The organism is Nocardioides dubius, from assembly GCF_039528155.1.
In the GTDB taxonomy this organism is placed as follows: domain Bacteria; phylum Actinomycetota; class Actinomycetes; order Propionibacteriales; family Nocardioidaceae; genus Nocardioides; species Nocardioides dubius.
This window is the reverse complement of sequence record NZ_BAAALG010000001.1, coordinates 39,693-53,690: the sequence shown is the minus strand read 5'-3', so window position 1 is coordinate 53,690 and position 13,998 is coordinate 39,693. Positions and strand designations below refer to the sequence as shown.

9 protein-coding genes and 1 pseudogene are annotated in these 13,998 nt (G+C 66.5%); 3 read left to right on the top strand and 7 right to left on the bottom strand.

What is annotated here, in order from left to right; translation table 11 throughout:
- From ABD151_RS00190 to ABD151_RS00160, 7 genes and pseudogenes are all read right to left on the bottom strand, one after another.
- On the bottom strand, positions 1–351 hold a 351-nt coding region (locus tag ABD151_RS00190), incomplete at its 3' end, for a hypothetical protein (protein WP_343989918.1).
- A 463-nt stretch (positions 352–814) separates the two neighbouring features.
- On the bottom strand, positions 815–4,354 hold the full coding sequence (locus ABD151_RS00185) for a UvrD-helicase domain-containing protein (protein ID WP_415630064.1): 3,540 nt from the start codon (positions 4,352–4,354) through the stop codon (positions 815–817).
- Positions 4,269–5,678, bottom strand: a pseudogene (locus ABD151_RS21910) (PD-(D/E)XK nuclease family protein); the annotation flags it as partial. The pseudogene ABD151_RS21910 and the gene ABD151_RS00185, both read right to left, overlap by 86 nt.
- Positions 5,679–7,461: 1,783 nt before the next feature.
- Positions 7,462–8,655 carry a hypothetical protein gene (locus tag ABD151_RS00175; RefSeq protein WP_343989912.1) on the bottom strand — a complete coding sequence of 398 codons (1,194 nt, stop codon included), beginning with the start codon at positions 8,653–8,655 and terminating at the stop codon, positions 7,462–7,464.
- Positions 8,656–8,783: 128 nt separating this feature from the next.
- Entirely contained in the window at positions 8,784–9,104 is a 321-nt protein-coding gene (locus tag ABD151_RS00170; RefSeq protein WP_343989910.1) for a hypothetical protein, read from the bottom strand.
- Positions 9,097–9,240 (bottom strand): hypothetical protein, encoded by a 144-nt coding sequence (locus tag ABD151_RS00165; RefSeq protein ID WP_343989907.1) that lies wholly within the window; start codon positions 9,238–9,240, stop codon positions 9,097–9,099. Before ABD151_RS00165 ends, ABD151_RS00170 begins: the two co-directional genes overlap by 8 nt.
- A gap of 190 nt (positions 9,241–9,430) precedes the next feature.
- Entirely contained in the window at positions 9,431–10,168 is a 738-nt protein-coding gene (locus ABD151_RS00160) for a DUF5067 domain-containing protein (protein WP_343989904.1), read from the bottom strand.
- Between the two features lie 204 nt (positions 10,169–10,372).
- Here ABD151_RS00160 and ABD151_RS00155 point away from each other — a divergent pair, with 204 nt between their 5' ends.
- The 3 genes from ABD151_RS00155 to ABD151_RS00145 are packed head-to-tail and all read left to right on the top strand — an operon-like array spanning position 10,373 to position 13,993.
- Positions 10,373–11,329, top strand: coding sequence for a WYL domain-containing protein (locus ABD151_RS00155; RefSeq protein ID WP_343989901.1), 957 nt, complete (start codon positions 10,373–10,375; stop codon positions 11,327–11,329).
- Between the two features lies 1 nt (position 11,330).
- On the top strand, positions 11,331–12,344 hold the full coding sequence (locus ABD151_RS00150; RefSeq protein ID WP_343989898.1) for a helix-turn-helix transcriptional regulator: 1,014 nt from the start codon (positions 11,331–11,333) through the stop codon (positions 12,342–12,344).
- Entirely contained in the window at positions 12,341–13,993 is a 1,653-nt protein-coding gene (locus ABD151_RS00145) for an NERD domain-containing protein (protein WP_343989895.1), read from the top strand. The genes ABD151_RS00150 and ABD151_RS00145 overlap by 4 nt, the downstream gene beginning before the upstream one ends.
- Positions 13,994–13,998: the final 5 nt, after the last annotated feature.

The following is a 13,998-nucleotide window of genomic DNA, read 5'->3' as shown; positions in this document are numbered from 1 at the left end:
AGAGCCGGTGATGTCGACGATCCGTTGAACGTCGAGCGATTCGACGCCCTTCAGAATCGGCAGGTAGCGCTTGAGGCGTCCTTCGGAGGTGAGCAGCTTGAGCGCGGCTACTAGAAGAAGTAGTGAAATCGAGAAGAAGATGACTGCTGTGACGATTTCAGCGGTGTTGTCCTTCGGAAGGTCTACACACTTCTTGGCCCACAGGTGTCCTTTGCACTTCTGTTCTGGAGGATCGGTCATGATCAGCAGGGTCAGTCCGCCAGCAAAAACGCAGAAGCCGGCTGCTAGGAACGCGCCGATCGCAATCGGCTTGTGAAGCTTCAGGGGTAGGCGGGACAGGCCATTGAACACGCAGGCACCTTTTGAAGGACGGACTTCGGGGTGGGGTAACCTTGAGAGTAGCGCACGTCGTTCCCGTTTCATCGAAGATCGCAGGTGGGGAGGCTCGGGCGCCGGCAGATCTGACGGTACGCGTCGTAGGGATATCCATGGGCGACGCTTCCGTAACTTCGCGCGCAACCTCGCAGAGCTTGATGGACTAGCTGCCACCGATTCTGTGGAATCTGACCGTCTGCGTGTGAAGTACACGAATGCCCGCGCAGTCCTCTTGTCTGTTGGTTCGCTTGAGGGCAGAGCCTGTATCTCCGCCCTTCGGGAGATGGAGGACATCCACTCGCGCGCAACGCCCAATCCGGACTACTGGCCTTCGCGCGACGATCCCAACGGAGGGAGGCGCTGGCCGCATTCCGTGACCAATCATGGTGTTGGAGGCGTAGGACACCTGACGTCGACCGGAGCCGCTTCTGTCGCGCGCTTAGCTTACGGGGACCGACGTGCCGGGTACCCCGGGGCGCAAGAAGAGAAGCTCGGTACGGACGTCGGCGCTCGTCGCAGCCTCGAGGCACTGGCGGTATGCCGCGAGCTGCGGTGCGTAGTACGCCACCCGTTCTGCGAGGCCATCAGACGTGACCGAGTCCGTCTTGTAGTCGACTACGACGAGCGTGCCGTCGGTGTCGCGGTACACGAGGTCGATGATGCCCTCGAGCAGCGTGCCGTCGGGGAGTTCGGTTCCGACGTACATCTCACGCCAGTGCTGGTGGGCGGCGGCCGTCCGGACCACGTCCGCCGCGAGGGCTGAGCGGACCAGCGCGCGGACGACGTCCTCCTGGTCTGTGACGCCCTCAGCGATGGCCTGCGCGTGCACGGCGCCGTCTACTCCGTCGCCCGTCGCGAGGTCCACGACTTGGAGGACGCCGTGGACCGCTCGGCCGACCGCGGAGCCGTAGCGTCCCTTCGACCAGGGCGGCAGGCCCAGGTCGCGCAGGCCCTTGGCGATGCCCTGGAGGGCTTCGTCCTGCGCGAGGGCGACCTCGGGTTCGGTGCCTTCGAGTCCGGATGCTGTCTGCGCGGCCGGAACCTTGCTCGCGGCGATGGCGCCTTCCGCGCGGGCGCGCCACTCGTCCCATGGGAGGGGAGCGGTCACGACCTCCGGCGGGACGGATTGTGCGGCGACGTCAGCATCGGCGGTGAAGCTGACGGCGCCGGCGGCCGTCGCACCTCCGGCGCCGGCGATCAGCGTTGCCGCGGTGACGGTGTTGGACTCGATGTCTCGATGCAGCGACACGACGAGGTGGTCTCGGGCCCGGGTCGTCGCAACATAGAGCAGTCGAAGCTTCTCGTCGTCGCCCATCTGCTCGTCAATCGCCTGCTCGGCTTCGTAGTCGAGCGACTGCAGGCCCCGGCCACCGAAGGCGACTTCGTACCCGTCCCGCGTCCACAGCACGCTGACGCCCTTCTTGGTGTTGGGCGCCGAGGACATGCCGGAGAGGATCACGATCGGGAACTCCAGACCCTTTGCCGCGTGCACCGTCATCACCCGGACCGCGTCGACGTCGAGCTCGGGCAGGATCGCCTCGGAGACTCGGGAGTTGTCGGTGGCCTGGTGTGCGACCCATGCCAGATAGCCGCGGAGTCCGCCGTGGGAGACCTCCGTCCAGGCGCGCGCTTGGTCGATCACGAATCGCAGGCGGCGCCATGCGTCGCGGGAGCGCTGCTGTTTCGCCGCGATCTCGAAGACGCGCCGGTCGTTGGCGATGCGGGTGAGCACCTCGCTCGGCGTCATCCAGCGCGCTGCTTGGTGCATGGTGCGAAGCCACGCGATCCCGCGGCCGACGGGTTCCTCTCCGAGAGCGTCCGTTGGTGCCTTCGCGAAGATGTTCAGGCGCGCCCCTGCGTGCCTCCACTCCCACAGGTCGTCATCGCCACAGCCGAGCAGCGGCGAGCGGAGCGCCGCCACCAGCGCGAGGCCATCCGAGGGGTCTCCGATCGCCCGAGCGACCATCAGCAAGTCACGGACGTCGTCAGCGGCGTAGACCAACGACATCGACTCGGCCCGGTAGTGAACACCTGCTGTGTCGAGAGCGTCCTCGAGCAGTGGCATCGACGTGCGCGCCGGGATCAGGATCGCGATGTCTCGCGGGGTCGCCCGGCGCCAGACGCCGGCCGCGTCGTCCCAGACGGTCCACGGGTCCTCTCCGTGCAGCGCCTCCTGGATCAGTCCCGCTACGTCGGCAGCCTCGCGGTGGCGCATCTCGGCAGCCTTGGGCTTGTCGACGTGGCCGTCCGCACCGAGGACGGTGACAGCTGGCCCCGTCATTATCGACGCCGCAGGGCGGTGAGCGACGAGCGGCTGGTATTCGGGCTGGCTGAGTCCCGTCTTGACGATCAGGGTGCCGAAGACAGCGTTCACCCAGCTGACGACCTCGGGGATGGTTCGGAAGTTGGCATCAAGCGTGACCCGTTCGCCGAGCCGCTCCTCGGCACCGAGGTAGGTCTCGATGCTCGCGCGGCGGAAGCGATAGATGGACTGCTTCGCGTCGCCCACGAGGAAGAGACGGCCCTCGGGGACCACCACGTCCTCCCAGTCCTCAGCGTCGGCGTCGCGCCCGGCGGCGATGCGCACAGCGAGCTCGATCTGGATCGGGTCGGTGTCCTGGAACTCGTCGAGGAGGAGCCGTTCGTAGGTCGTGTGGAGGGCGTCGCGCACGTCGGCGGCATGCGGCGACCTGGCCAGCAGGTCGCGCGTCAGGACGAGCAGGTCGTGGAACTCGAGGCGGCCCTCCTGACGTCGGTGCGTGGCCGCGGTGAGCACGTGGCGGGCTGCCCAGAAGGTGATCTGGCGGGAGCACTGGTCGACGACGCCGCGGCGGACCGCATCGGCTGCTGCCAGCAGCCCCTTGATCTCGTCGCGGATCTCCTTGGCAGGACGTGGCCAGGCGGCCGTCGTGCCGTACCGCCCGCCCTTGAAGCCCTTCTCTGCCGGTCCGCCGCCGCTCCACCCCTCGAGCACGTCGAGGGCCTCGTCGACCGTGCCCGCCTTCGCCAGAGCGCCGAGGAAGTCTGCGGCATCGAGCACGCACGGGTAGAGCTTGTCGCTCGTGTTGAGGCAGCTCGCTGCTATGTCGAGAACTGCGATGTGTGCCGCTGCGACCTGTGCCATGTCGGGGACGGTGAGGGGTGGGGGCTGGTACACAAGGACCTTGCGAGGCAGCAGGTCCCAGTCCGAACCCAGGCGTCGTACAAGTGACCGGATCCTCTTGAGGTCGACACCAAGGCGCATCGCCGTGAGCAGGGGCGTCGCGATCGCGTCGTCGTCGAGCAGGTCACGCTGGATGCGGGACCAGCGGTCATCGAAGGCGATCGAGGAGGCGACTTCGTCGAGCACCTCGATCGCCGTTGGCAGACCTGCCTCGATCGGGTGAGCCATGAGGATGCGCTGCGCGAACGCGTGGAGCGTGCCGATCGCGGCAGCGTCGAGCTCGTCGAGCGCAGCGCGTGCGCGGGCGGCACGGATCGGGTCGGTCTCCTCGCGCGCGAGCTTCTCGAAGCGGGCCCGGAGACGGTCGCGCAGCTCGGCGCCCGCCTTCTCTGTGAACGTCACCGCGGCAATCTGCTCCATGGCGACGCCGTCATCGATCACGAGCCGCGCCACGCGTCGTACGAGCGCGGTGGTCTTGCCCGACCCCGCGCCTGCGTTAACGAAGAGGGTGCGGGCAGTGCCCGTGGTGATGAGCTCGCGGGCAGCCTGGTCCTGGGGGTCAGTCATCGGTGCCTCCGGGTGTGCCGAGGGGGTAGGTGACGTCGGCGAGCTCGGGAAGGTTGGCGATGGCGATCCACTTCGCGCGGGTCCGGTAGCCCAGGCCGTCAGGATTGCAGTGCGCACACTGCACCCAGATGTAGTCGTCGTTCGCTGGTGGGCGCGACGGGAAGAGTCCGCCCTTGATCGCGGAGGTGATCGCCCGGAGTGCCGTTGCGTAGCCGGTTTTGACGTCCTCGGTAATCTCGAGCTCGACACGGTCCGAGGAGCGGTGCACGAACCAGTATGCCGCGGTGACGGGCAGCGTCGTGCCGGTGTGTTCGAGGTGTGCCGCCTGGGCGGCGTAGGCGTAGACCGGCAGCTGCAGCTTGGTGCCGCCGACCGTAGGGTCGTCCCGACTGATCTTCTTGTACTCGTTGGGCTTGCCCGACTTGATGTCGATGACGAAGATCCGACCGTCGGCGACGTCTACGCGATCCGCGGAACCATTCATCCGCACTGTGCCGCCGGGGATCGGAACCTCCACGTCAGGAGCAAGGTTGCCCTCTCCAAAACCGAGCTCGGCCTTCCAGATACCCGTGCCGTTGGCCGACCGCCAGGCGTCGTCGGCGTCGAGCATCGCGTGCAGGGTCGCCATGAGCCGCTGTCGGTCCTCGCCCCATAGCCGCGGGTGCCCGGTCAGTCCCTGCGCTTCGTAGGCGGTGGCCTTTGCCGTCGCGATCTGCACGAGCCGGGCGCGATGGGATTCCGTCCACGGCGCTCCGGCAGTAGGGATCGTGGCGTCGTCTGTGGCTGCGAGGACTAGCTCCTCCATGCACTGGTGAAGGAAGGTGCCGAGGTCGCTGGGCTTGATCCGGACCAGCTCCTCTGGGTTTTCGATCGGCCGCACGCCGAGCAGCCGCTCGACGAAGAACGTGTGCGGGCACCCGGCGAACTTCTCCAGCCCGCTGGCCGAGATCGATTCCAGGCCGGCCGCGTAGTCGGGCAGCCCCGAAGCCCCCGCGAGGTTGCCGTCGAAGCGGGTGAAGGCCTCGCTCGCGCGCTCCTCGATCACCCTGGTGCCCAGGTCGGTGACAGCATCGCTCAGAACTCCAGCCGCAGCGGCACGCGTGCGCCACTCCTGTGCAGTCGCCAGGACGTCTGTGTGCAGCAGTTGCTCCGCGTAGGAGCGGGCGTGCTGCACGGTGCCGACCGGGGGAGCCGACTCCCATTCGGATGCCGTGAGATCCGGGCGGTTCGCCAGGAGCCGTAGCGTCGGCAGCAACCAGCGACTCGGCAGCCGCCCTGTCGTGCGCCGCAGGTCGCCCCGTGGGAATGTCGCGACAACCTCGGGCGCGGAGGCGAATGCCGCGAGGAGATGGCGACGCACCTCGTCGACACGGTCGCGCAGAACCGGCAGCGAATTGACCCGGACGCGGACCCGGTCGGGCAGCAGTGGGTCGTCATGCTGTCGGCCGGGGCACAGGTCCTCGCTCAGCCCGACAATGAACGTGACGTCTGCAGTGAGCCCGACGGCAGCGGACAGGGGAGCCACGAGAACGCCTTCGCCGAACTTGCCCACGCGCGGAACCGCCGACGTCATTTGCTGGGCGAGGACTTCGCGCAGGACGCCGAGGGAGGCAGGCGTACCGGCTGTGTCCAGTGACCGAAGCCCGTGGACCGCGGAGACCAGGGCGGTCGCGGCGTACTTCTCCTCGGGCGGCAGGAAGGTCAGTTGCTCGACGTCACCGACGAGCGCCTCGAAAAGCTGCAAAGTCCATGCCGACAGGTCCGCCCACGTCGTGGCGGTGGCCGCGTCATCGAAGCGAGTCAGCAGCGTCGTCGCGAAGGTGCTCAGCGCCGCCGCGGCCTCGAGGTCTAACTCGCGCCGCTTGCCATGCAACGCCAGGCGCACGTCCCAGTCGTCTCCGCTCACGACCCAGGCATCACGGGAGATTCGTTCCCACCGCGCCACGGGAAGCCGTGCGCCGGTGAAGTCGCGTAGTGGTGCGCTGCTGACCGCCTGGAAGAACGCCGCCCGCGGGAGCCCTTTCTCGGACAGGGCCAGCAGGTCGAGGAATGCCCGGGTCACCGAGCGCTCCTCAGAGTTGCGCGAACCCGGCCCATTGATGGCGATGCCGGTAGCTGAGAGCTGCTCGTGCAGTAGCCGGCTGTAGGGCTGCTTGCTCGAGTAGAGGACAGCTACACGGTGTGCTGGCACGGTGGTGAGGGTGCGGACGACCTCGCGGACCACGCGGCGTACTTCGTCGTCGGAGTCCGAGGCGGTGATGATCCGGCTCGCGGGCGGAGGCGTCGCGACCTCGACCGTCGTGAAACCAAGGGGCTCGAGTCCGGAGGTGACGACGCGGTCCGCGGCGGCGTCGCCGGTGAGCGCAGTGATGACGACCAGTTCAGTGATCTCGGCGATCCTGGTGAGAACCGCCTGCTCTGCGCGCGTAAGCCGCTGGGGTAGGTAGAGGACCGTCGGTGCGGAGGTGGTCAACGCTGCGGCGGCAGCCGCCAGCAGATCAGTCTCGTCGTACCAGTCAGGTGCGAGCGAGTCCGCGACCTCTCGGTGCAGCCGAACGACGTCCGCGCTTAGAGGAGTTGCGGACACGACCGTGTCGAGCTCATCGGTGCTGAGATCGCGCAGTTCGCGGTGCGCGCGGGCGAGCGCAGCGAGGGTCTGCGGATGCTCGGCTGTCTCGGCGAAGGCGCCAGGGTTCTTGGCGAGGGCTGCCCGCCACGCCGCCACCGTGATCGGCCCAGTGGCGGGGCGTCGTCCGGCCATGAGATGCGCGACGTGGAGTTCGGCGTGGCGGGGCAGTGTCGTGACCTCGACGGCTGCGATTGACTTGACGTGCGCAAGGTGTCGACGGGCAACGATCGCGCTGATGTTATTGGGCGCGATGATCGTCACGGAGCGCAGCGGATCCGCGGCCTTGAGTTCGCTGACTACGGCAGCGAGCGTGTCGAGCGCAGCCGCGCCATAGCCAGTGGTTTCGAACCGAGTCATCAATGCCCCCTCCTTGCGACGGATGTGAGCCTAGCGCTGGCCGCCGCTTCGAACCGGTGGAATGCGAGTCTTGCTAGACAGTAGGTAATGCCCCGACAAACATCCTTGTCCCGGAGAACTCAGCAGCACACATGCGGTTTCGCCCGGTGGAGTTCCTCCACCAGGTCTGGGCGATTTCCCGCGCGCCTCTCGCAGGCGCGCGCCCCTCGGCGCCTCGGGCGTCGGAGGCCTTTGAACTGTCCGAGATCGACTGGCTCGAGCCGTTGATGTCAGTAGTGACGTCCACGTAGATCCAGCATGGAGACGCGGGTGAGTTGCGCGTGGAGATTAGGGAAGTCGGTAAGGCACGAAGCGGATGTGCGTGAATCCGTCAGACCAGGCGTAGCTGGGTGGTGCTGAACGAATGGTCGCCGTCCTCGTCGCGCCAGTAGATCAACGTAGGTGTCTTGTCGGCAGTCGAGGGGCCGTCGAGGGTGTCGAGGGTGCGTTGCGCCGACTCCACCAGGGAGTCGAATCCCTTGAGGATGCCTTTCTCGTTCTCGATCGTCGAAGTGTACGCCTGTCGAAGAGCCTCTACCTGCTTCTCGGACGTCGAGCCGCCGAGGGTGCCGGGCAGCTTGCGCTTCGCTGCATTCATCTCGGCGAGCGCCTTCTCCTTCTGTGCGATCACCTCCCGCAACCGGTCCGAGCGGTTGATGAGCGAATCCCAGAACTCCATCCCGGACCCGATCTTGGCCTTCAGCCGGGAAACAGAATCGTTGATGGCCCGGGGATGCTCTTGGACGTCCACGCAGACCCGCAGGTACGCGATCTTGAGGTCCAGGAAGGACGCGAGCATGGCGGCGTATGCGTCGTAGTTCGCGCGCGACACGTCTTCGGCCTTCGTTGCCGTCTCGATCTGGCGTGATTCGATAAGGAACTTCGATCGCTCCGCGAGCGTGCCGACGTCACGCTCGGCCAAAGAGAGGCGTGTGAGCATGTCGGTCGAGAACGCACCTTCTGCTTCGTAGAGGCGGTAGATGTCGTCGACGATCCGGGCAGCGTTGAGCAGCTCTCCGACGTGGGTGGCTTCGGTTCGCGCGATCGCTTCGTTCAGCCGGTCCTGGATCGCGTTCAGCTTCTGGTCGACCTGCTCGAACTGTCGGAGAGTGACCGCCGTAGTCATTGTGTGAATCGCCATGAGGGGCGCGACGACCGGCACAGCACTCGCGACAGGGATGAACGCGGCATGCCCCGTGATGCCCGTTGCGCCCATAACAGCGCTCCCGACCCCGTTCCCGAGACTCATGAGGGTTGACGGATCGGCGGTGGCCATAAAGAGCGACGAAGAGAAAGCAGCGGAGAGCGCCGTGCCTCCGGCAGCCGCCCCACCCACTGCAAGCGACTGGAGGGCGTGGGGAGAAACGGCCCGTGCGTCGCTTGCGTAGGTGCCGGTGGCGAGGAGTTCGGTTCGAAGGGTTCGCACCATGAGGTCGCGGAGTTCGCCCTCAAACTCGAAGACGGCGATCTCTGAGCCGCGGCCTTCGAACCGTTGAACCGCGACTTGCTTCTCGGTACCGCTCACTGTTCCTCCGAAACTGCTTGTGCACTGATGGATTGATCCTAGGGCTCAGCGGCTCGCCGCGGCGGCCGGATGCGTGGAACCGGACGTAGGCCGCGAGACGTCACCACCGTTGCGGTCCCACTGGCCCCTTAGGAGCCAGCGACGATCGGCGTCACGGAGACGACGCGTACGCCGTGGGGTTCTGCCTCTGCCCAGTCCCGCCAGCCAGCGAGGCAGGGTTCGCACAGTTTGCCTTCCCAGCGAGGGTTCGCAACCGGGTAGCTCTGGATCTCGAGTTGGACGTACCAGGTGGCAACGTCGGTGCAAGGGTGACCAGTGAAGTCGACGGTGCTTTGGCAATCGCCTTCGTCGGGGTCGTTGTGGAGGTCTGCAACCCAGGGATCGGGAATCTGCGGTTTGGCATTGGGCTGCGCCACCGTGACGGCCGGCAGGGTCGCGAGGTCAGTCATCGAGGTCCTCGTAGTCCTCGGGCGACGACCAGGTGGCCCCACAGGTTCGGCACTCACGGTCGTAGCCGGGATGGATGCAGCCGACCCAGCGCTCCCACTCGGGGCTGCCTTCCACGTCGTCTGAGGAAGCAGGCATCCCGATGACGAAATGAACCACGTCCTCGGAGCTGCACGTCGGGCAGGTGTCGCGTTCGGGGCCTTGGCCGGGCAGAGCGGCGTCGTCATGTTTGGTCATGGCGGGTTCCTTCCGTTCTGGGATGTTGGCGGGCGCACCCGCCTCGACGATCCCCCTGATGACCGTCGAGGCAGATGCGCGGTCTGGTGGCCTACTTGAGGTTGAAAGTCATCCGGCCGAGGTCGTCGTCGAAGCCGAGGCTGTCGTTAGCGACAAGCTCCACCGGCGTGGACAGATCGTCAAGTTCGTAGGCGACGGCGTTCTCGACGGTGCCGCCCTTCTTGATGTTCTCCATCTGGCTGTCGAGGAATCGATCGTCGGGGAGCGAGCCGATGTTCAGTTCGTTCTCAGCGTTCGGGTTGTTGTCCTGGAAGGCCGCGAAGGTGCCGATCCAGTCCATCGGGCTGGTGTCCTTGTCGGTCAGGTTCGTGATCCGGTACCAGAACGCGATCACCGGCTTGTCGCTGTACTCGTTAGCCTTCGTGCCGGCCGGGATGATCTTGTGACGGGTGATCACGATCTTCATCTCGGAGGTGGTGAGGACGCCGTCTTTGAAAGTCGACTGGTCCGACGCGCGCCCTTCCTCCGACGGGGCCGCGCTGCCTCCGTCTGTGGGGGAGGCGGGGACCGTGCTGCTGGGAACGTCGGCGTCATCGTCGTCGAGGGCATCGTCGACGGCGTTGGAGAACGCCACGTTGATCAGGATGGCGACGAGCACCGCCAGAACACCGAGCGCGATACCTGCGAAGGCGAGGCCCTTGCCGGTGCGGGCCTTGCGGGACTTCGCCAGGCCGATCGCTGCGAGCACGACACCCAGAACAGCGAGGATGATCCCGATGATGTTCAGGATCGGGATCCAGGAGGTGAGGAGGCCGATCAGGCTGAGCACGAATCCGGCGGTCGCCAGGCCGTTGCTGGTGGGGGAGTTGGTGGGCGCACCGGGCGGTGCGTCCGGAACCTGTGAGGTAGACAGGATGTCCTCCGTCTGGTCGTGATCCGCGTGTGCCGGTCTAGGCCGGATGCTGCGGTTCGTTCGTGTTCAGGGAAGGTCTATTCGCGCTTGCCGACACAAATGCCGCGGCCAATCTCCTGAGTGGTCATTCCACTGCAGGAAGGGCATCGCAACGGGCAAGATGACGCCATGGCACGGGGGCGTAAGCAGCGGGAACCGATGGAGCGATTGATCCGCCTGACGGCGGTGCTCAGCGATGCCGGCGAACGCGGCGTCCCGGCTGCCACCTTGATGAAGGTAGCGGGCTTCGAAGCAAACGACACGACCGATGCGCTCGGGCGGGAATTTCGCCATCTGCGGCGTCAGGGGTGGCAGATCGACAACCTCTCAGCTGCCCGCGAGGACGCCGTCTGGCGGTTGCGCAAGGGTGATAGTCGGCTGCGGCTGCGACTCAGTTCTGCCGAGCAGGCAGCGCTCCAGCGGGCTGCGCTCTTGGCTGACCGCAGCGACCTGGCGGTGCGGCTCGGGCTGGAGCCGACGGTGGTGCGTCCCGTCACCGATCTTGTCGTTGAACAGGCGGACGGACTCGAGCATCTCGACGCCGTGATGCGTGCGGTGCAGCGGTCGGCGGTCATCCGTTTCCGGTACAACGGTCGCAGCCGCGCCGTGCATCCCGCCAGCGTGCGACACCAGAACAATCAGTGGTACCTCAGTGGGCGCGAGGACGACGACGCCGCAGTGAAGCACTTCGTCGTATCGCGGATGAGCGAGGTCCGCCTCGGCCAGGCCGGCACCGCAACGCGGGTAGAACCGGTGCGTCGGTTGGCGCTGCACCCCCTGCGCTGGGAGATGGACGAGCCGACCGAGGTCACCCTCGTGGCAGCGGAGGAATTTCTTCCCGATGTCGTGCGCTGGCTTCAACAACCGCTCGATACCCAACGCGCCGACGGCGGCACCTGCATCGTCACCTACCGCGTGACGCACCGGGCGGCGATGCGGGCTCGCCTCTACATGCTCGGTGAGCGGGTCCGGGTGCTCGGCCCCGCCGAGTTCCGCGAAGAACTGCTGGCCGACCTGCGCGACATGGCGGGAGTCTGAGATGGCCGCGCCGTCCTATGTTCGCCGCATCGCGCGGCTTCTTGACGTGTTCGACCAGCTACAAGCACATCCCGATGGTGTCCCGGTCGCGACCCTCGCCGAAGAATGTGGCATCGACCTCGAGGAGCTGCGCGAGGACCTCCTCGCCTACTATGCGGCCGATCCCGGCATCTGGCTGGGGCTGAGCCGACGGCGCGTCCTGGAGTGGACAGGCACCGACAGTGATCAGACGGACGAGGACGACGAGGTCGACCCCACCCGCGCGCTCACGGTCCGCCTGGTGGAGGAGCCCCAGGACCTCGGCGTCGAGTATCTCGACGCCGGCGAGCTCGCGCTGATCCATGCCGCCGCAAGCGCACTCCTCGACGTCCGCGGAGAAGGGAAGGACCTGGCGCTCGAGTCCGCCATCGACGTGATCGCCGAAACACTGATGGGGGACTCCGACACCACCGTTCAGAGCAGCTGGCGCCCGGCGAACCTAGATCTGCTGCAACAGGCATCAGCCCAGCGCAAGAAGGTCCGGATCCGCTACTCCCGGCAATGGGAGACCGGAGTGGTCGAAGGCACGATCGAGCCGTGGCGGCTGGTTCAGACCACGGTGCGAGGGTGGGAGGTCGACGCCGGGCCGGTAGCCGCCAACGGGAAGCTGCGCACCTACCTCGTCTCGAACGTGCGCGAGGTGAATCTCCTCGAGGAGACGTTCGCTCTGCCCGATGACGCCGAGACACTGCTGTCGCAACAGCGCGCCACCACGCGCGTCCGGATGAACCTGCCGCATCGGGCCCGCTGGGCGCTGGATGAGTACGCCGAGGCCAGCGCCGTTGTCGCTGATTCCGACGACGGCTTCACCGCCGACGTCGAGCTTCTCGAACCTGTCGGCTGGCGCGTCGGCCTCATCACTCTCGCTGCCGGATCCGACACCCGCGTGCTGCGACCTTCCGGCCTGCTGAGCGAGGGCCCCGCGTTGGCTCGCAGGCTGCTGGCACATCACGAGGCGGAGCCTGGCGAATGGTGAGGCTGATCCCCGAGCACCCACAGTTCACCACCGCCTCAGAAGAACAGGTCTGGGCCCAGGTGTGCGACGGGCTCGGATCCGATGACGTCCTGCTCGCGAACTTCCGGCTGACCGACGATACCCGGGACTACGAAGCAGACCTGGTTGTGGTGATGCCGGAGTTCGGGGTGCTTGTACTGGAGGTCAAGGGAGCCTCGGTCTGGTACGAGGAAGGCTGGATCCAGACCGTCGCTGGTGAGTCGAAGTGGATCCATCCCGTCGATCAGGCTCGTGACGCCAAGCACGCGATCCGTCGCTACGTCGAGGCGGATCCGCGGTGGGGGAGCCGTGGGCGCATCGGGTGGGCTCACGGCGTCGTGGTGCCGTACAGCGTATTCCCGGACCAGGATCTGCCCGACCTGCCGCGGTACGCGCTTCATGATCGGGACGATCTCGCGACGTTGATCGCGCGGCTGCGGCGCAACGCTCATCAGATGGAAGCGCACCAACGTTTGTTGAGTGTGGACGATGCTGAGTGCCTGGCAGAGATCCTCGGCGGCCGTTTGGCGACGACCTACGACGTCAACGCCGAGGCACTCGAGCGCCAAGCCACGGCTGATCGACTCACCGACGAGCAGACCTTGATCCTGTCCGTCACCAGGCTGCTCAATCGCGTGGAGATCCGCGGCGGTGCTGGCAGCGGAAAGACCGTCCTTGCGCTCCAGCAGGCGAAGGAGCTCACCAGGGGCCGCCACGAGCGCAAGGCGCAGCGCACCGCGTTGCTGTGCTACTCGATCGGACTCGCCGAACACCTGAAGAGGCAGGTCGCTGCGTGGAGCCGCAAGGACCGCCCGGCGTTCGTCGGCACCTTCGAGGAGCTTGCGGCGTCCTGGGGCGTGACCGACTTCGGCGGTCGCGACGCGTCGCAATTCTGGGAGGAAGAACTCCCGCAACGCATGGCGAGGCTGGCCGAGGAGCTTCCCGATGGCAAGCGGTTCGACGCGATCGTGGTCGATGAGGCGCAGGACTTCGCCGACTCCTGGTGGACGCCGCTGCTCGGCTCACTACGCGACCAGGCCAACGGCGGGCTCTACGTGTTCTCAGATGAGAACCAACGGATCTTCGGCCGCTTCGGCCGCCCGCCCGTGCCGTTGGTGCCGCTGGTGCTGGACCACTGCCTGCGCAACACCAAGGAGATCGCCGAGGCGTTCGCGCCGCTCGCGCCGTCCCGGATGTATGCGCGCGGAGGCACCGGTCCGGAGGTTCGCTTCATCGCGTCGACTGTCGAGGACGCGGCTCAAGTTGCCGAAGATGAGGTGATCCGGTTGCTCGACGAAGATGGCTGGGAACCTGGCCAACTCGCACTGATCACCACTGGTTCACGCCACTGGGCGCAGGTCCTCCAGCAAGAGGAACAGGGACAGCAGGGATACTGGGCGAGCTACTTCGACGGCGAGGACGTCTTCTACGGCCACGTCCTCGGCTGCAAGGGCCTGGAGCGCTCGGCGGTCGTGCTCTGTCTCAACGAGGACGGCACCCGCGACCGGGCCAGGGAGCGGTTCTACGTCGGGATGTCGCGCGCCACTGACTTGCTTGTAGTCGTGGGCGACCCCGAGGTCGTAAGCGCGGTAGGCGGGTCTGAGGTCGCCAAACGATTGCAGATCACCTGAGGAAG

Bases quoted from the DNA above. Each gene is read 5' to 3' on its own strand.
- ABD151_RS00170 (WP_343989910.1), bottom strand. From the start codon at position 9,104: ATGACTGACCTCGCGACCCTGCCGGCCGTCACGGTGGCGCAGCCCAAT.
- ABD151_RS00165 (WP_343989907.1), bottom strand. From the start codon at position 9,240: ATGCCTGCTTCCTCAGACGACGTGGAAGGCAGCCCCGAGTGGGAGCGC.
- ABD151_RS00150 (WP_343989898.1), top strand. From the start codon at position 11,331: ATGGCCGCGCCGTCCTATGTTCGCCGCATCGCGCGGCTTCTTGACGTG.